Annotated in this window: 18 protein-coding genes and 1 tRNA gene; 7 read left to right on the plus strand and 12 right to left on the minus strand. The window is 60.5% G+C overall.

Going from position 1 to position 18,311, the window contains the following annotated elements:
* Positions 1 to 22: 22 nt before the first annotated feature.
* The 8 genes from GRO01_RS08235 to GRO01_RS08270 form a co-directional block, all read right to left on the minus strand.
* A complete protein-coding gene (locus tag GRO01_RS08235) occupies positions 23 to 2,353 on the minus strand; it encodes a glycosyltransferase (protein WP_167494580.1) in 2,331 nt (776 codons plus the stop codon).
* Between the two features lie 446 nt (positions 2,354 to 2,799).
* Positions 2,800 to 2,875: transfer RNA gene (locus GRO01_RS08240), tRNA-Phe, on the minus strand.
* Positions 2,876 to 2,935: 60 nt separating this feature from the next.
* On the minus strand, positions 2,936 to 3,115 hold the full coding sequence (locus GRO01_RS08245; RefSeq protein WP_062510837.1) for a DNA gyrase inhibitor YacG: 180 nt from the start codon (positions 3,113 to 3,115) through the stop codon (positions 2,936 to 2,938).
* The gene (locus tag GRO01_RS08250) at positions 3,112 to 4,155 is read right to left on the minus strand and encodes a ribonuclease E/G (RefSeq protein WP_062510839.1); all 1,044 of its coding nucleotides are present in this window, start codon (positions 4,153 to 4,155) and stop codon (positions 3,112 to 3,114) included. Before GRO01_RS08250 ends, GRO01_RS08245 begins: the two co-directional genes overlap by 4 nt.
* Positions 4,152 to 4,808, minus strand: a complete 657-nt coding sequence (locus GRO01_RS08255; protein WP_011252568.1) for a Maf family protein — start codon at positions 4,806 to 4,808, stop codon at positions 4,152 to 4,154. Before GRO01_RS08255 ends, GRO01_RS08250 begins: the two co-directional genes overlap by 4 nt.
* 13 nt (positions 4,809 to 4,821) lie before the next feature.
* Entirely contained in the window at positions 4,822 to 5,040 is a 219-nt protein-coding gene (gene infA, locus GRO01_RS08260; RefSeq protein ID WP_007282896.1) for a translation initiation factor IF-1, read from the minus strand.
* 195 nt (positions 5,041 to 5,235) lie between these two features.
* A complete protein-coding gene (locus GRO01_RS08265; protein WP_062510841.1) occupies positions 5,236 to 6,534 on the minus strand; it encodes a DEAD/DEAH box helicase in 1,299 nt (432 codons plus the stop codon).
* A gap of 127 nt (positions 6,535 to 6,661) precedes the next feature.
* Complete coding sequence (locus GRO01_RS08270) at positions 6,662 to 7,102, minus strand: hypothetical protein (RefSeq protein WP_062510843.1); 441 nt, start codon at positions 7,100 to 7,102, stop codon at positions 6,662 to 6,664.
* A gap of 586 nt (positions 7,103 to 7,688) precedes the next feature.
* On the opposite strand from GRO01_RS08270, the gene GRO01_RS08275 reads away from it, so the two are divergent.
* Positions 7,689 to 8,900, plus strand: coding sequence for a cytochrome-c peroxidase (locus tag GRO01_RS08275; protein ID WP_244926375.1), 1,212 nt, complete (start codon positions 7,689 to 7,691; stop codon positions 8,898 to 8,900).
* 103 nt (positions 8,901 to 9,003) lie between these two features.
* Positions 9,004 to 10,635 (plus strand): phospholipase C, encoded by a 1,632-nt coding sequence (locus tag GRO01_RS08280; protein ID WP_083541443.1) that lies wholly within the window; start codon positions 9,004 to 9,006, stop codon positions 10,633 to 10,635.
* A gap of 47 nt (positions 10,636 to 10,682) precedes the next feature.
* Here the strand turns inward: GRO01_RS08280 and hisD are convergent, their stop codons facing one another.
* The 4 genes from hisD to GRO01_RS08300 all read right to left on the minus strand — a co-directional run bounded on the left by hisD (position 10,683) and on the right by GRO01_RS08300 (position 14,937).
* Positions 10,683 to 11,975, minus strand: coding sequence for a histidinol dehydrogenase (gene hisD, locus GRO01_RS08285; protein WP_062510847.1), 1,293 nt, complete (start codon positions 11,973 to 11,975; stop codon positions 10,683 to 10,685).
* Positions 11,975 to 12,700 (minus strand): ATP phosphoribosyltransferase, encoded by a 726-nt coding sequence (gene hisG, locus GRO01_RS08290; RefSeq protein ID WP_062495092.1) that lies wholly within the window; start codon positions 12,698 to 12,700, stop codon positions 11,975 to 11,977. The genes hisD and hisG overlap by 1 nt, the downstream gene beginning before the upstream one ends.
* A 145-nt stretch (positions 12,701 to 12,845) precedes the next feature.
* Entirely contained in the window at positions 12,846 to 13,472 is a 627-nt protein-coding gene (gmk, locus tag GRO01_RS08295) for a guanylate kinase (protein ID WP_083541414.1), read from the minus strand.
* 205 nt (positions 13,473 to 13,677) lie between these two features.
* Entirely contained in the window at positions 13,678 to 14,937 is a 1,260-nt protein-coding gene (locus GRO01_RS08300) for an AI-2E family transporter (RefSeq protein WP_062511435.1), read from the minus strand.
* Positions 14,938 to 15,121: 184 nt separating this feature from the next.
* Between GRO01_RS08300 and pqqA the strand changes: the two genes are divergently transcribed.
* The 5 genes from pqqA (at position 15,122) to pqqE (ending at position 18,301) form a co-directional block, all read left to right on the plus strand.
* Positions 15,122 to 15,202 (plus strand): pyrroloquinoline quinone precursor peptide PqqA, encoded by an 81-nt coding sequence (pqqA, locus tag GRO01_RS08305; protein ID WP_010502998.1) that lies wholly within the window; start codon positions 15,122 to 15,124, stop codon positions 15,200 to 15,202.
* 114 nt (positions 15,203 to 15,316) lie between these two features.
* Entirely contained in the window at positions 15,317 to 16,231 is a 915-nt protein-coding gene (pqqB, locus tag GRO01_RS08310) for a pyrroloquinoline quinone biosynthesis protein PqqB (protein WP_062510851.1), read from the plus strand.
* Entirely contained in the window at positions 16,228 to 16,947 is a 720-nt protein-coding gene (gene pqqC / locus GRO01_RS08315; RefSeq protein ID WP_062510854.1) for a pyrroloquinoline-quinone synthase PqqC, read from the plus strand. Before pqqB ends, pqqC begins: the two co-directional genes overlap by 4 nt.
* The gene (gene pqqD / locus GRO01_RS08320; RefSeq protein WP_062510856.1) at positions 16,944 to 17,234 is read left to right on the plus strand and encodes a pyrroloquinoline quinone biosynthesis peptide chaperone PqqD; all 291 of its coding nucleotides are present in this window, start codon (positions 16,944 to 16,946) and stop codon (positions 17,232 to 17,234) included. The genes pqqC and pqqD overlap by 4 nt, the downstream gene beginning before the upstream one ends.
* Positions 17,231 to 18,301, plus strand: a complete 1,071-nt coding sequence (gene pqqE, locus GRO01_RS08325) for a pyrroloquinoline quinone biosynthesis protein PqqE (RefSeq protein ID WP_062510857.1) — start codon at positions 17,231 to 17,233, stop codon at positions 18,299 to 18,301. The genes pqqD and pqqE overlap by 4 nt, the downstream gene beginning before the upstream one ends.
* Positions 18,302 to 18,311 lie beyond the last annotated feature (10 nt).

Genomic DNA, 18,311 nt, shown 5'->3' on the forward strand with positions numbered 1-18,311 from the left:
AACTTCTTTTCTTCTTGAGAGCTCAGGCCTTTTTTGTCAGCTCGGCAAAACGCTGCATCTGCCGCTTGAGGACAGTTTCGGCGTTGTAGTTCGTCTGGATGAACTGCTGGGCTGCAGTGGCCTTCTGCTGTGCTTCTTCGGGATTGTTCATGACATGCCGCATCAGCCATGCAGCATGTCCGATATCCGGGTCAGCCCATCTCTGACCCACTCCGAAGGGGTATTCGCCCTTTTTGACAGGAACAAGGCGATAGCCGACGGGGTAGCCCGTTGCAGGCGAAAGCAGGTCCGTCGTTGCCGCGTAATCCGTCGCAATGACGGGAAGGCCAAGGGCCATGGCTTCTGCAACAACCAGTCCCAGACCTTCACAGCGGTGAAGGGAGACGACGCAGTCACAGCACGTCATCAGGGAAAGGGTGTCCGCACGGGAGAGAACGCCATTGATGAGAATGATGTCCGGATCGTCGCCGACCAGTTCCAGGAAAGCGTCTTCACGCTCTTTTGCGAACTCTCCGTTCATCGTCTTGATGACCAGCGCCGCACGCTGGGGACTTCCATGCTGTCTGCGCATCTGGCGGAAGGCGGCGATGATGCCTTCCGGATTTTTCCGCTCAATGAAGGACAGGAAGTCGAACGAGAAGTAGAACAGGAACGTCTCTTCCGGCAGGTTGTAACGCGCCCGCGGCTGAGCGACCGGCAGGTCGAGAGTCAGGGCGACCGGCATGTAGACGACCGGCTTGTCGATCCGACCGGCAAGCATACGCTGGATCCAGCGGGTCTGGGCCCAGACTTCATCGACCCCGTCAAAGGCCGACAGCCATTCCGTTGGAAATTCTTCCAGTTCCCAGGCCGGCATGCTGATTCTGTAGCCGGAATCCGTGACAGACTGGAGGTGCTTGAGAACTGCGGGGAGCTGGTCGGCATTGATATTGGCGTAAAGCTGGATACGGCCACGGACCCGACCGTTCAGCAGGTGGGCACAGCTCCTGTCTGAGCGGTCCGAAACCACTCCGAATGCGACGTCCACACCTTCGACAGCCAGGCCGGACCGGGCCAGGCTCTGAAGAGTATGCCGTGCGACGGTGCCTACACCGCTGGTGGTCTGCAGGTAGCCGACTACCGAGACATCCGGACGACCGGCTGGCTTGTGGGACATGCTGACGGGTCGCGCAGGTCTGGTCTGTCCGAAACGGCATGCCACCGGTTCGATAAGCCGGTGGTCCAGTCCCTGCTCGAAGCGGGCATTCTTGACATACCAGTGGGTCAGGCTCGCGAGATGGTCGGCCCGTTCCGGATCGAGATTGAGGCGCTGGTTGTCAAAGAAATTCCACAGATAATGCTGGAAATTCGTGAAAACGAGGTTTTCCTTGTCCAGACTGCCTTTGGGCGACGGCTGGTGGAGATAGGCCTCATAGGTCTCGAAGGGGTCGGATGGCCAGTCAGGCGTATATTCCCGGAACATGCGCCTTGCATGCTCCGGAATCCGGGTTCCACTGCTGAAGGATCCATAGGCATAGAGCGCAGCAGGAACCTTGCCGTATCCAGCGTCAAAAAGCAGCTCTGAGTAGTGATCCAGCAGATTGCGAAGAGCTGGTGCAATATCCGTCCGGAAATGACGGCAGTGTTTGCTCAGACGGTCCGGATGACGGGGATCGAAACCGCTGAAGTGGAAAAATGCGACCGGCTCGCCATCGGCCGTCCATGAATTGCCGTGCTGCTCGAACGTGACCTGCGCCAGATTCCAATACGCGAGGTTCATCCCGGCATTGTGAATGATGTGAGTATTGGGCGCGAAGCATGGTGCAAGGTCCATGAACTTCTGATCGACGAAAATGCCCTGTTCCTGAGCATTGATACAGGTCCGATGAAGGCGCCTCATCCACCAGCGAATAACATCCAGCGTTTCCGCCGAGCGGGAGGCGCCCAGGAAACCCAGATTATACACACCTGCGCGCATGATCGTGATGTCATTGGGATCTGCATCTCCCTCCGCCGGGCGGTGCAGATGCGGCGTCAGGAGAAGCGAGGCGCCATCATCGAAATGCTCGAGCAGCAGATCCAGTCTGTTGAGCAGCAGGATATCCGGATCGAAGTAGAAGACGCGATCAAACCCGCGCTCGACCAGAAGATGTTCCATCAGGAACGGCTTGATGGCCGTATTGAATTCCATGATGTCATACTGAAATGCAAAAGTCTTGAAATCAGGGATATCAAGTGTATGCGCTTCAATAACCGTAGCCGGCCCCTCGTATAGACCGTCCCAATCAACAATCGTGTCTGCAAGGCCGATGAAAAGCTCAAATTCCGGATGCAGTTTTGCAACCGAATTCATGAGAACGCGGGCGGCAGGCATGTAGTTATTGGAGCAAATGGTAAAAAAAGCGACCCGAGGGCGGGACGGGGCGTTTTTTTCTGTTCCAGATGAGGAGGGCAGGGGACGGGATGAGGTAACCATAAGACGGCTGCTGGCTCCAGTAATAACTTCAACCATCAGTCACGATGTTGAAATCAGCAGAATGTGTTAATCTTATGATATCAGGAGCGCTGCTCGACGTAAATCTTCCGTACAAAATAATGGAACGACACAAGAGCTTTTTGATTATTGCCAAAAAGAGTAGTCAATATCTCATGAACGTTATTGCTATTCGCTCTGGCTGAGACCTGTTTCAGGGAATGTCAGACTGCAACATGACAATAAAGTGGATCTGTTATGTGCTTTCGTAGCAACATAATTCCACATGCGCTGCATGACATAGTTGTCTGTCAGCGCGGGATATTTTTTAAATTTTCTGGAAGAAATGGTGCCCAAGGGCGGAATCGAACCACCGACACTGCGATTTTCAGTCGCATGCTCTACCAACTGAGCTACTTGGGCACCGGGCTTCAGGGAAAACCCCGTTGCGGAGATGGGGTGTAGCTTATGATGGAGGCGGGATCAACCCTCCCTGTCGCGATATTCGTCCTGTTCTTCATCATTGTCCTGACGGAAGGACGGAAAGCGGTAGGTCCCGCTGAACCAGCGGCCCAGATCGACATCGGCACAGTGACGGGAGCAGAAAGGCCGGAACTGCGGATCGGTGGGGCGATGGCAGATCGGGCAGGTGGCGTTGCTCATGACAGGCTCCAGCTTGCGGGTGGGGCATTGGGATCAAGGACAAGGTCCAGCGGCCGGGCGCGACGGGATATGAAATCCGCCAGGGCATCGGGATCGTTTTCCAGCGCCGTGACAAGGCTGATTGAGGCGGTCAGCGTCTGGCCGGGGCGGTTTTCGCGCAGGATCATCCTGAGGATGGACAGTGCCTGTCCATGTGGGGAGGACAGGAGTTCATGCAAGGGGGGACGGCGGCGCGGGCGGGTCAGTTCCAGCAGGCCCGACGGTGTAGCGCCGAGGACGTCCGGTTTCAGAGGATCGCCAGCCAGAGCCTCACGCAGGAAAGGAACGAGAGCCGGGCGTTTGCGCGTCTTAACGCCTGCCGGATCTACCAGAATCGTGCCCGAGAGGTTCCGCAGGCGGAGCTGGCGCGCGAGTTCGGGGAAGGCTGTGACATTGCTCTTGAAGTCCGGGGTGCCAGCGCTGTCGAGGTCAATGGCGACAAGGGCGGGGGTCGGAAAGATGCTGGCGGTCAGGAGGCTTAGATCGGCCTCGGAGCTGCCGAGACTGTCAAAATCTGCTTCCAGTGCGCCATCGAAAGCCTGCTGGCAGCGCTGAAAGCGCGGACGCAGCCGGGCGGGGAGTTTTGCCGCAATGCCTGGATCATCGACGAAAATCGGAGCATCCGGATAACGGTCTGCCAGTTCATCGAGTGGGGTTGGTCCGCGTTCGAGCAGTTTGGGGGCAGAGGGTGCCTCAGTGGGCATGTCTGCCCGACGCAGGCGCAGGCCCTTGCCGTTCTGCGCGGCGCGGCTGACGCGGGCTGCGGTCAGAGCCCCTTCGATCAGGTTCTCGCGGGTGGAAAGAAAGCCGCTCTGGCCGTTTTCGAGTAGGACGAACGCTCCCCCCAGAGCGGGAGCGGCTTTCTGGACGCGGACGACATGCCAGTCTTCCAGACCATCCGGGCAGCCGGGACGCCAGATGGCGGCATCCAGCAGTATGTCATGGTCGGTGACGGCAATCCGCACTTCGCCCGGAGAACAGGCTGCGCGGATTTCGGTCATGCGATCCAGCCACCCGAAGGCTTGCCGACCGGCTGCCCGCGCAGGAGCTGGGCCGTTTCAAACAGGGGCAGTCCCACGACGGCGGAATAGCTGCCGCCGATCTGGCGGATATGGGCGGCGGCGGCGCCCTGGATGGCATAGCCGCCCGCCTTGCCCTGCCAGTCCCCCTGCGCGATCAGGGCGTCGATCTGCGCATCCGTCAGGCGATGGAAAATGACGGAGGTTTCCACCAGTCGCTCGCAGGGCGTGCCTTGTGGCCAGCCCGCGCTCGGGCGCAGGACCACGGCCGTCAGCACCTTGTGGCGACGGCCGGAGAGCAGCTTCAGGCAGGCGCGGGCCGTCTTTTCGTCTTCGGCTTTCGGCAGCACGCGCCGGCCGACCGAAACCACCGTATCGGCCCCAAGGACGAGGGCTGCATCCGTGCGCTGTGCGGCCACATGCTCCGCCTTCTGGCGGGCGAGGCGCTGCGCGAGCGGACGCGGCAGTTCGCCGGGGCGCGGCTCTTCGTCGATATCGGCGCTGACGACGGCGTCGGGCACGATGCCGATCTGTTCCAGCAGGCTCAGGCGGCGCGGGGAGGCGGAGGCCAGAACAAGCTTCGGACGGTCCGGAAGGCCGGATGACCCTTCTGCGGAAGACGGGGAGGCGGTCATGCGGCGGACTGTCTTACTTAAAGCGGAACGTGATCCGGCCCTTGGACAGGTCGTACGGCGTCATTTCGACGTTCACGCGGTCACCGGCCAAAACGCGGATGCGGTTCTTGCGCATCTTGCCGCTCGTATGGGCCAGGATGGTGTGCTCGTTGTCGAGCGTGACGCGGAACATGGCGTTGGGGAGCAGTTCCATGACGGTGCCGGTAAACTCGATCAGGTCTTCTTTTGACATGTGAATCCTTGCTTCAGGGACAGGGTAATGATCTGCGCGCGGCAGTGGCTCCGGTGCGGAGCCAGAAAATCCAGCCCGCTATGTGCGGACTGTCAGCCCAAAGGTCAAGCATGACCGGTCCCTGTCCGGGGATTCTTGCGGTTTTTTGGCACTCTCGCGTCGTGCGGCCCTCTCAGGCAGCACGACGGGGTGTGTTCAGGACGCTTTGGCAGCCGCCGCTGCCCGGGCGGCCATCTTTTCCTCTTCGGTCCAGACGCGGCGCTCGCGCACCTTCTGCGGCTTGACCTGCTTGACCAGACCGCCGCCGAGCACGGGCGGGCGCATGGTGGAGTTCCGGGCCTCTTCCGAGTGCCATTCATGGCTGTCATGAACGTCCAGCGTCCGGCCGATTTCACGCTCTACGGCATGCAGCCAGGCGCGCTGTTCGGCATCGCAGAGCGTGATGGCGAAACCGCTGCGACCCGCACGGCCCGTGCGACCGATCCGGTGCACATAGCTTTCCGGCAGGCTCGGCAGATCGTGGTTGATGACATGCGTGACGGTATCGACGTCAATGCCACGCGCGGCAATATCGGTCGCCACCAGAACCTGCACGTCGCCTTCGCGGAAGGCGTTCAGGGCGCGCTCGCGCTGGCCCTGCGAGCGGTTGCCGTGCAGGGCTTCGGCCGTGATGCCGGACTCCGTCAGGAAGGTGCAGACGTCGTTGGCGATGTTCTTCTGCAACGTGAAGACGACGACCTGACCGATGCCCGGCGTCCGGAGCTGCGCCAGAAGGGCAGCTTTCTTGTTGGACGCATCGAGGAACATGACAGACTGCGCGATCCGGTCCACCGTGGTCGAAGGCGGTGCGATCTCGACCTTTGCCGGGTCGCGCAGGAGCCTCTCAACGAGGGCTGCGATGGATTTCGGCATCGTTGCGGAAAACAGCACCGTGTGCCGGTCTTCGGGGAGCGTTGCGACAATGCGCTCGATCGGCTTGGCAAAGCCCATGTCCAGCATCTGGTCGGCTTCATCCAGCACCAGCGCTTCAAGCTGCGACAGGTCGCACAGGCCCTGTTCGATCAGGTCCAGCAGGCGGCCCGGTGCGGCGACGATGATGTCCACGCCCTCTTCAAGCACCTTGACCTGATGCACCTGACTGACGCCGCCGAAAATCGTCGTGACGCGCACCGGCTGGTGACGGCTGAAGCTCTCGAACCCGTCCGCAATCTGGGAGACCAACTCGCGTGTGGGCGCCAGAACCAGAACGCGCGCGCCGTTTTTGGGTGCGGGACGGGGCGTTGCGGCGAGCCGGTGCAGTAGGGGCAGCGCGAAAGAGGCCGTCTTGCCGGTGCCGGTCTGGGCCAGGCCGAGCAGATCACGGCCTTCCAGCAGCAGCGGGATGGACTGGGCCTGAATGGGCGTCGGCTTGACGTAACCCGCTTCGTCCAGCGCGCGGAGAAGCGTGGGCGCCAGGGCGAGATCGGCAAAAGCCTGGGCAGAAGTCGGGGACATGATGAAGCGGCGCCTCCGGCGCTGAGTAAAGCTGCGCCTGATGGGGCTTCGCGGATTCAGAAAACGGGCTTGTACGAATGATGCCTGCCGCCGTCAACGCAACGAAAGAGCGTGCCGCGCCCGTCTGTCAGGACAGTTTGGAAATATCGCGCATGGCCACGACCAGAGACATGTGTGACGCCAGAAGCCGCTGCGGCAGCGTGGGCAGATAGATCCGGATGGCCTCAAGTCGCTTTGATTCCGGAAGGGCCGCAAAAGGTGGGCGAGATCTCGGACCCTCACTGCCCGCATCGTAGCTTTTGGCGATTGCGGCAAGGAGGGAGGCGGGGACTGAAGCTAGAAGCGCTCTCTGTGCCGGATTCAGGAGCCGATCCCGCAACGGGCCGGAGAGGGTGCGCTCTTCCGCTATTTTCGGGGGCTCGTAAGGCTTGAGCTGGCTCAGCGGAAATTCGACTTCCACACCGTTGGCCTGCTCAACATAGCCGGTGGCGCCGTCGATATCGACCAGCCTGCCGTCATGCGTGCCCTTCAGGTCCGAAACATGATCACCGATCGACAATTGGGCCATGACTCACTTCTCCTTCTCAGGACGGAGCCTAGAGCAGTTCCGGATCGTGGGTGAAAACTTTCTGCTTCCCGTGCCCGATTTCAAATCCGAAAGGCGTATGCGAGCGTCGTGTGCACTGCATCAGTCCTGCCTTCATGGGAAAAGGAAGCGAAAAACCATAGGTTGAGGTTCATAAAACTGTCACATCCCCCTCCTTGCTGAATCCGTTATCAGCCCTGTCTTGGACACCGCGATTACTCCTTTGCCGGAACTGATCGTGAGGACTGGCTCACGACTGGCAACAAGGAAGCCCCCGCATTTCAGTATGGTACGACCTTTGGTTATGACGGGTTCAGGAAACGGTGCACGTACGGGATGGAGAACGGACGCTTTTCCTGTGAGGAGCGTGATGCGGACAATTCGGTGTGTCAGTGCAGTCCTTGGCATAACGGTGCTCGGCGCAGGTTGTGAGGCGCAATCCTCGCCTGTATCGTCCCCGGTGTCTCAGGATGTCTGTGATCCCGCGCCGGATGGCCGGAACCCCTGTCCCCAGAATTTTCATCGTCCCAGACAGGCTCCTTTGTCGCAGATGGCGCAGATCGGGCGCATGCTGTTTTACGACAGGGCGCTGTCCGGTTCGGGCAAACTGTCCTGCGCGTCCTGTCATGATCCGGCGAATCATTACGGACCGACGGGCAATGCATCCGTTTTCGAAGGCGGAGCGGATCTACACCGGCAGGGGCGGCGGGCAATTCCCACGCTGACCTATCTGGAACGTATGCCGCCGTTCAGTATCGGGCCGGATCTGGGAAATGACGATGTGGCTCCGCGCGTTATCGCTGTGCCGAGTACGGGAAACCAGCGCGGCAGCAAAAGTGCTACGGATACGGCGTCATCCGCTGCGCATATTGTTCCGCAGGGCGGATTCTTCTGGGATGGTCGGGCCGATACGTTTCAGCAGCAGGCGGGCGGCCCGCTTTTTGATCCCGATGAAATGGCCTCCACGCCGGAGCATGTCACTGCGCGGCTGAACACGGCACCTTACCGTGCAGATCTTCTTGCGCTGGCGGGAACGCGCGGGGAAAAGGATCCTGCCTTCCTGCGTGAAGAAGCGCTCTTTGCAATCGGGCGCTATGAACTGGAAGACCGTCATTTCCACGAATATTCCAGCAGGTTTGATGCCTGGCTGGAAGGGAAAGCCCGGTTCACGCCGCTCGAACGCGAGGGATATCTTCTGTTCAACGATCCGCGGAAAGGCAACTGTGCGGCCTGCCATCTCGACCACGTTACGCGCGATGGCCTGCCGCCGCTTTTTACCGATCATCAGTATGAAGCGCTGGGCGCGCCGCGCAACATGGCGATCAGCCGCAATGCCGTCCCTAGCTATGACGATCTCGGGGTGTGCGACGCTCAGCCCGACGGTCGGAAGGCTTTTGCGGCCTATTGCGGGATGTTCGTGACACCGACCCTGCGCAATGTCGCAACGCGTCATGCCTTTTTCCATAACGGTGTTTTTCACACGCTCGAAACTGTTCTGGATTTTTATGCTGTCCGAGATATTCAGCCTGAAAAATTCTATCCCCGTAGAGTGGATGAAAAAATCGACGTCTATAACGATATTCCGGAACAATATCGTTCCAATATTGACACAATAGATGCGCCCTTTGATCGCCCGTCCGGAGAGACGCCGGCGTTAAGCGAAAACGAGCGCCGGGCGATCATCGCGTTTCTCGGCACGCTGACAGATACGGATGCTCCGGCTGTAGCTCCCGCAGTGGATACCGTTACGGGACAGACAGGGAAACGACAGGATGGGTGACATGCTCCACAAACCAGAAGCATTTGGACGAACGATGGGCGTGGGGTTCAGAATGTTTGTCAAACCGGTTGACCGTAGTGAGGAAAGGTTCCGCAAGGTGTTCATGAAGCGCGTACAACGAGCAAAATTCGGCTTGGCAGTCCTTCTGTCCGGTTCCATGCTTCTTCCGTCCGTGGGGCTGGCGGCGTCTTCCTCTGCGGCTGCGTCCTATCAGACTGCGACGCCCATCAAGCATGTCGTCGTGATTTTTCAGGAAAACCGCTCCTTCGACCATTATTTCGCGACTTATCCCAAGGCGGCGAATGTGAGCGGTGAACCGGTTTTTACGGCGTTGGCTGATACGCCTGCTGTCAACAATCTCACGAGCGCCAATCTTCTTACGAACAATCCGAATTCCAGTCCGGCGAACGGGGCGGGAGCAGCGCTTCCGTTCCGCATTGACCGGACGCAGGCCAATACGGCGGATCAGAACCACAGCTACACGCCGGAACAGCAGGCTTACGATGGCGGGAAGATGGATCTCTTCCCGAAATATACCGGATCGGCAACATCTGGAAGTTCCGGTGCCTTCGGGACGAAGGGGCAGGTCCTGGGGTATTTTGATGGCAATACGGTTACCGCACTCTGGAATTACGCCCAGCATTACGCGATGAGCGACAATAACTGGAGCGATACATACGGCCCGTCCACGCCGGGTGCGCTTGAGGTTGTGGCTGGCCAGACCAATGGTCTTCAGCCTATCGCGGGCAACATGCTTGGCAATGCCTACATTCATGACGGACAGGGTGGATACACCCTGATCAACGATGAGGATCCGGCTTACGATCGCTGCTCGACCCCATCACAGGTGCTGATCAATGCCAGAAACATCGGCGATCTGCTGAACGAGAAGGGGATTTCCTGGGGTGGTTTCATGGGGGGCTTCGACCTGACGCTCACCAACGCGAACAACACCACGGGGTGCAATCGCAGCACCTATTCCGAAACGGTGGGAACCCGCACGGATTATGTTCCGCATCATGCCTGGTTCCAGTATTTCGCGAGTACAGCCAATCCGACGCATGCCCGGCCGAACTCCACGGCTTCGATCGGCTTCAGCACAATTCCCGGCACTGCAACGCGGGAACCGGCCAACCATCAGTATGATATCAAGGATTTCTATACGGCCGTGAAGGCGGGGAATTTCCCTGCGGTTTCCTATATCAAGATGTCGGCCTATCAGGACGGTCATCCTGGCAATTCAGACCCGCTGGATGAGCAGAACGGTATCGTGACGCTCGTCAATTTTATCCAGAGCCAGCCGGAATGGAGCAGCACGGCGATCATCATCGATTATGATGACTCAGACGGCTGGTATGACCATGCGTTCCACAAACCACTTTGGGGCTCGTTCGACAGCTCCGCCGATCAACTCAATGGCCCCGGGATCTGCGGAACCGCAGGATCAGCTCCGAAAGGGGTGGCGGGCAAGCCGGTCAATGGCCGCTGTGGGCCGGGGACGCGCATCCCGCTCATCGTGATCTCGCCGTATGCCCGCCGGAACTTCGTCAGTCATGACCTGACGAGTCAGGCCTCTGTGGTGCGCTTCATCGAAGATAACTGGCTGGGCGGAAAGCGTCTTGGTGGCGGCTCGTTTGATGCGGCCGCGGGCCAGATCAATATGATGTTCGACTTCACGCAGACGCCGAACATCACGCCTCTGGTTCTGGACCCGGATACGGGTTTGCTCCGGTAATACGGGATGTTCCGGGAGGTGTTAGAACCTTCTGGCTGGAGGCTGGATTAGTTCTTTTCCAGCCGGGCCGACAGGCTAAGCGCATGGGCGTCCAGCCCTTCGGCCTTAGCCAGCGCCACGCCAGCCGGGCCGATGCGGCGCAGGCCGGCTTCGTCAGCTTCGATGGTGGTGGTGCGCTTGATGAAGTCGAAGACCGACAGGCCGGAGGCGAACCGCGCCGTGCGGCTGGTCGGCAGGACGTGGTTCGGACCGCCGACATAGTCGCCCACGGCTTCGGGGCAGTAACGGCCCATGAAGATCGCGCCTGCATGGCGGATCATGGCCGAGAACTCGCGCGGGGCGTCGAGCATGACTTCCAGATGCTCGGGGGCCAGCGCGTTAACGATCTCGGCGGCTTCCTCAAGCGAGCGGACCACGATGACCGCGCCGTGATCATCCCAGCTTTTCGAGGCGATGGCCGTGCGGGGGAGCGTTTCCAGCTCCTTGCGGACGGCTTCGGCAGCACGGTCGGCAAAAGCGGCATCTGTCGTGATGAGGATGGCCTGGGCCTGCTCGTCATGTTCAGCCTGGGCGAGCAGATCGAGCGCGACAAGACGCGGATCGTTCTGGCCATCGGCGACGACCACGACTTCGGACGGTCCGGCGATGCTGTCGATGCCGACATGCCCGAAGACCTGCCGCTTGGCTTCTGCCACATAGGCATTGCCCGGCCCGACGATGCGGTCCACGGGCGCGATGAGGTCCGTACCGAACGCCATGGCGCCTACGGCCTGCGCGCCACCGATGCGGTAGATTTCCTCGACGCCACAGAGTTGTGCGGCCGCCAGAACCAGCGGGTTCAGCACGCCATCCGGAGACGGCACGCACATGGCCAGCCGCTTTACGCCAGCCACGCGGGCAGGCAGGGCATTCATCAGCACGGAAGACGGATAGGCCGCCTTGCCGCCCGGAACATACAGCCCGACTGCATCCAGCGGGGTCCAGCGCATACCGAGCCGGATGCCGTCTTCGTCCGTGAAATCCAGATCCTTCGGCATCTGCGCGGAGTGGAACGTCTCGATCCGGCGGGCGGCAGTGCGCAGGGCGTCCATCAGGTCAGCAGGGACGCGCGCAGCTTCGGAGGCGATTTCTTCGGCGCTGATCCGCAGCTTTTCGGCTGGCAGGGTCAGGCGGTCAAAGCGGGCGGTGTAATCGCACAGGGCTTCATCGCCCCGGCTGCGCACATCGGCGAGGATGGCGCGGACCGGCTCGGCCACGCTGCGTTCATCGCTTCCACGCGCGGCAAGCAGTGTTGCAAACTCTTCGGAGAAACCGGTCGCGGACGTATTGAGGCGTTTCATCAGGCGGCTTCCTCCGTATTCAGGGCGGCGCGGAAGCGTTCGATCAGGGCGCTGATTTCTTCAGGACGGGTCTTGAGCGCAACGCGGTTGACGATCAGGCGGCTCGTGACATGGGCGATGGTCTCGGTTTCCATCAGGCCGTTTGCACGCAGCGTGGAGCCGGTATCGACCAGATCGACGATCACGCTCGCCAGATCCAGTGTGGGCGCCAGTTCCATGGCGCCGTTCAGATGCACGATCTCAGCGTTGATGGCGCGGGAGGCGAAATGGCGGCGGGCGATGGTTGGGTATTTCGTGGCGACGCGCAGGCGGGACTGACCGGTTGCGGGATCTTCGACCATAGTCTTGGGGCGTGCAACGGAAATGCGGCAGCCACCGATGCCCAGATCGAGCGGCGCATAGATATCCGGATAGTCGAACTCCATCAGCACATCCGCACCGCAGACGCCGATATCGGCGCCGCCATAGGCCACGAAGGTCGCAACATCGAAGGAGCGCACCCGGACCACATCCAGATTCGGGTCGGACGTGCCAAAACGCAGGCGGCGGCTGCTTTCCGTCAGGCAGTCCGGATCAGGCTCGATGCCGGTGCGGCTCAGGACAGGAGCGAGCGCTTTAAGGATCCGCCCTTTCGGCAATGCCAGAATCAGCGGTGAATCACTGCGGACAGCGAGGTCCGCTCCGGTCTGGAGGCCGTTTCCGGTCCCGTTCTGGGGCGCTGTCATGAAGTGTCTTTCCCTTGCCGTCCGCAGCCACTGAGAGAATGGCAGGCCATATCACGAAGCCGGACTCTTCCCAAGTTCCGCAGAAAGATTTCCAGATCCGCGAAAACCGGGGTGCAGGCTTTTCAGGCCGTCTTGACTGACGAGATCAGTGACTGAAGCTGGCGACCATGTCCAGCAGGTTGCGCTGACGCCGTGTGGCAAGCCGCGCGGCCGTGAGCACGGAGCGGGCCTGCGAAATGGCGGTATCGAGGTCCGAGTTGATGATCGTATGATCGAACTCGGCCCAGTGGGAAATTTCATCCAGCGCCGCCTTCATGCGCTTGGCGATTTCTTCCGGATGGTCTGAGGCCCGCTTGTTCAGCCGGCGTTCCAGTTCTTCTAAGGAAGGTGGCAGGACAAACAGGCTCACCACATCGTCCGGCAGGGCCGCACGCAGCAGGCGGTGCCCCTGCCAGTCGATGTCGAACACCATGTCATGCCCGGCATCCAGTGCTTTCTCAACCGGCGCGCGTGGCGTGCCGTAACCCCGTCCAAACACCTCTGCCCATTCCAGAAGCTCACCATCCGCGGCCATGCGGCGGAATTCTGCGATATCCCGGAAATGGTAATGCACGCCCTCGACTTCGCCCGGACGTGGACTGCGCGTCGTAACCGAGACGGAATGGCGCAGCGTAGGCTCCGAAGCGCGCAAAGCGTTGGCAATGGTGGACTTGCCCGCACCAGACGGGGCCGAGATCACCAGACAGACGCCGCGGCGGGGCAGTTGGGTCATGGGGTCTCCTTGCATTGTGAGCCGGATGGGAAATGTTCTGCCAAGCGTCTAGCGTGAAAAGGGCAGTTTTGGCCAGATATTCGGGCTGAATTCAGGGCGCTGCCCTGAAACCCGCCAAAGGCCGGGGGCCTTTGGAAACCGCTTTATTTGAATCGGGATCAAAGGGGCGAGCCCCTTTGTGGAGTGCGGGGCAAAGCTCCGACCCTCACGGCTCGGACTGAAGCTGCGCAACAATGGCACTGCTGATCGTCCGCCGCGTCGGGCCGCCCAGCACATGGCCGAGCGGGGCCAGCACTTCGATATGGTCACAGACGATCTTGAAGACCGCGAGCATCGGCACGGACAGGAACGCGCCCGAAATGCCCCACATCCAGTCCCAGAACAGCAGCGATCCCATGACGAAAACAGGATTGAGGGTGAAGCGCCGGGCCAGCAGCATGGGCGTAATGGTCTCGCCTTCCAGCACGTGTATCAGCAGATAGATCGACGGCGGCAGGAGCGCGTAAAGCAGGGATGGAAAGCTGAACAGCCCGACCACGAAATAGACCACCACACCCGTCAGCGGCCCGATAATGGGAATGTAGTTCAGCAGGAACGCCAGAACGCCCCACAGAAGCGGGTTGGGCATGCCGGTGGCCCAGCACTGGATCATGTTCACCAGCCCGACACCCAGATTCATCATCGTGATCGTCACGAGATAGAGCGAGACGTTCTGCTCGATCTGGGTCGCCATCTCCACCAGGCGGCGTTTCTTGGCATAGGTCGGCATGATCTCGACGCAGCGGCGCAGAAGCGTATCCCCTTCCGTCATGAGAAAGAACAGCATCAGCAGCATCGAGAAGAAGCCGCCAGCCAGTTCGCGTGTCCCGGCCAGAACGGAAGACCCGAGGCGCGAGAGGGCCGTCTCTCCACCAATCGTCCCGGTCACGCCATGCGTGGCGCGCGTACTGCCCGAATGGCCGCTGAACATGGCCGACAGACGCATATAGTCGCGCTGGACCACGTCGATCGGTCCGCTGAGTACGGCCAGCTTGCTCTGCAGGGCAGGAAGGGTCTGCGGCGCGCGGGTAATCCATCCGGCCGCCGGAACGGAAATGGTCGTGGCAATCCCGCCCACCACGCCGAACATCATGACAATCAGCATGAGCCCGGCCAGATGCCGGGGAAGATGCAGGCGCTGCGTGAGGAAGCGCATCGGCGCGATCATCAGCAGGTTCAGGACAAGTGCGAAGACGAAGGGAAGAAGAATGGGCGCCGTGAAATACAGCGAATAGAAGACCGCCAGAACCGTCAGGATCAGGACGCAGATATCCCGGATGTTCAGATGTTCGCGCAGCAGGTTGCGATCGAGCGTCGGATCCGGAAAATCTCCGTCCGGTAGCAGCCTGTCCCCTGGTCTGCCGGAGGGGGATGCACTGTCGCTACAGGCAGGGTCGGCGGAAGACGCAGTGGGACGGCCGGACATGTTTTCTGCCTGAAGCGAAAGACGGAACGCACGGATCGGAACGATCCGCGAAAGGACACAGTTGCGTGTTCTGCCCAAAAACCCCCTTGAACTCCAGTGGCATCCGGTCACTAAATCATGAGGAGCACCGATGGATGCGTAGTCTGACGCATCTGCCGGTTATCGCAGACAAAGGAGAATCATCATGGCCTGGAACACACCGAAAGTTACCGAAATCCCGCTGGGCGCAGAAATCAACTCGTATGTCTGCGGCGAGAAGAAATAAGCCTCTTCCCTGAGGTACAGTCCTTGAGGAATATGGCACGGCCGCTCCCCCACGGAGCGGCCGTTTTCGTTCATGGGTGTCGTAGGGCGCCCCAGTCAGACGGTTTGTGAAAAAATGATTGATGTCATCGTGCTCGGCGCGGCGGCAGGGGGCGGTTTTCCGCAGTGGAACTCCGCAGCACCCGGCTGTGTGGCCGCCCGCACGCGACAGGGCGCAAAAGCCCGGACCCAGGCTTCCCTTGCCGTCAGTGCCGACGGAAAGCGCTGGTTCATTCTCAATGCCTCGCCCGATCTGCGCCAGCAGATCATCGATACACCGGCCCTGCACCATCAGGGCAGCCTGCGGGGCACCCCCATTCAGGGCGTTGTCCTGACCTGCGGTGAGATTGATGCCGTGACGGGCCTCCTGACCTTGCGTGAGCGTGAACCCTTTACGCTGATGGGCAGCGACTCGACCCTGCAGCAACTTGCGGATAACCCGATCTTCGGCGCGCTTGATCCCGAAATCGTTCCGCGCGTTCCGCTCATTCTCGACGAAGCCACGTCCCTGATGAACAAGGACGGAATACCGTCCGGCCTTCTGCTCACAGCCTTCGCCGTTCCGGGCAAGGCGCCGCTCTACGCGGAAGCCGCAGGCTCACGCCCGGATGAAACGCTGGGCCTGTCCATTACGGACGGAAAAAAGATGATGCTCTTCATTCCCGGCTGTGCGCAGATCACGCCGGAGATCGTGGAACGGGTGGCCGCGGCCGATCTCGTGTTCTTCGACGGCACATTGTGGCGGGACGACGAAATGATCCGCGCCGGACTGAGCCCGAAGAGCGGTCAGCGAATGGGGCATGTGTCCGTGAATGATGCCGGTGGACCGGTCGAATGTTTCACCACATGCGAAAAACCTTGCAAGGTGTTGATTCATATCAACAACTCCAATCCAATTTTGTTCGAAGACAGCCCCGAACGCAAAGACGTCGAACGCGCCGGGTGGACGGTGGCGGAAGACGGCATGACTTTCAGACTGGACACACCATGACGCTCCTCACTCCTGACCAGCTTGAAGCAAAGCTTCGCCAGATCGGTGCCGAGCGGTATCACAACCGGCATCCGTTCCATCGCAAACTGCATGACGGCAAGCTCGACCGCGCGCAGGTCCAGGCCTGGGCGCTAAACCGCTATTATTATCAGGCCCGCATCCCGGCCAAGGACGCCACGCTTCTCGCACGTCTGCCGACGGCCGAACTGCGCCGCGAATGGCGTCGCCGGATCGAGGACCATGACGGCACGGAACCCGGAACGGGCGGTGTCGCGCGCTGGCTGATGTTGACGGATGGGCTGGGGCTGGACCGGGACTATGTGGAAAGTCTCGAGGGCCTGCTTCCGGCCACGCGCTTCTCGGTCGATGCCTATGTGAACTTCGTACGCGATCAGTCGATTCTGGCGGCCATTGCGTCGTCGCTGACGGAACTGTTCTCGCCGACGATCATCAGCGAGCGCGTGTCCGGGATGCTGCGGCACTATGATTTTGTGTCGGAAAAGACGCTGGCCTATTTCACGCCCCGTCTGACGCAGGCTCCGCGGGATTCCGATTTCGCGCTGGCCTATGTCCGTGAAAACGCCCGCACGCCCGAGCAGCAGAAAGAGGTTCTCGGTGCGCTGGAGTTCAAGTGCTCCGTTCTGTGGACGATGCTGGATGCGCTCGACTACGCCTATGTGGAAGGCCACATTCCGCCGGGTGCCTTCGTTCCATGACGGAGAGCCCCCGTATCGTAACGGAGGAGACGGTTCTCTCCTTCGCGCGCGGCCACCGGCTCCAGCACGATCGCGTGCGGGACGTGTGGATTGTGCAGGCGCCTGAAAAAGCATTTGTGATTGAGGGCGCTGCGCCGCATATTCTGCGGCTGCTGGATGGAAAACGCAGCGTCGGCGAGATCATCCAGCAGCTTGCAATCGAGTTTTCCGCCCCGCGTGAGGTCATTGCGAAGGATGTCCTCGCGCTTCTTTCTGAACTGACAGAAAAGAACGTCCTGCACACATGACACTCCCTTCGCCGCCGATGAGCCTTCTGGCTGAACTGACGCATCGATGCCCGCTTTCCTGCCCTTACTGCTCCAATCCGCTTGAACTCGAACGCAAGGCGGCAGAACTCGACACAGCCACCTGGACGTCCGTTCTGGAGCAGGCTGCCGAACTCGGTGTTCTGCAGGTTCATTTCTCCGGCGGCGAGCCCATGGCCCGACCCGATCTGGTCGAACTGGTTGCTGTTGCCCGGCGTCTTAACCTGTACTCAAACCTGATCACTTCCGGCGTTCTGCTGGATGAAGCAAAGCTGGAAGCTCTGGACAAAGCAGGGCTGGATCACATCCAGCTCTCCTTTCAGGATGTGACGGAAGCGGGGGCCGAACGTATCGGCGGCCTCAAGGGCGCGCAGGCCCGGAAGATCGCGGCGGCGCGGCTCATCCGGGCGTCGGGTATTCCGATGACGCTCAATTTTGTGGTGCACAGGGAAAATGTTGCCCGCATCCCCGAGATGTTTGCCTTGGCGCGGGAACTTGGTGCGGGACGGGTCGAGATCGCGCATACCCAGTATTATGGCTGGGGGCTGAAAAACCGCGATGCGCTTCTGCCCAGCCGGGACCAGCTGGAAGAATCCACACGTGCCGTGGAAGCGGAGCGCGCAAAAGGTGGTCTGTCCGTTGATTATGTGACGCCGGACTATCATGCAGACCGGCCCAAACCCTGCATGGGGGGATGGGGCCAGCGTTTCGTGAATGTCACGCCTTCGGGCCGGGTCCTGCCGTGCCATGCAGCCGAAATCATTCCGGATGTCGCGTTCCCGAATGTGAAAGACGTGACCCTGTCCGAGATCTGGAACATTTCGCCGCTGTTCAACATGTTCCGCGGCACGGACTGGATGCCCGAGCCCTGCCGCTCCTGCGAGCGCAAGGAGCGTGACTGGGGCGGGTGTCGCTGTCAGGCGATGGCGCTGACGGGAAATGCAGCGAATACCGATCCCGTGTGCAGTCTCTCTCCCTACCATGACCGGGTGGAACAGGCCGTCACCGAGGCGTCAGAAAGGCCGGAACTTCTCTACCGGCATTTCTGACAGCGCAGGG

Source organism: Gluconobacter roseus NBRC 3990 (assembly GCF_006538885.1).
Classification (GTDB): Bacteria; Pseudomonadota; Alphaproteobacteria; order Acetobacterales; family Acetobacteraceae; genus Gluconobacter; species Gluconobacter roseus.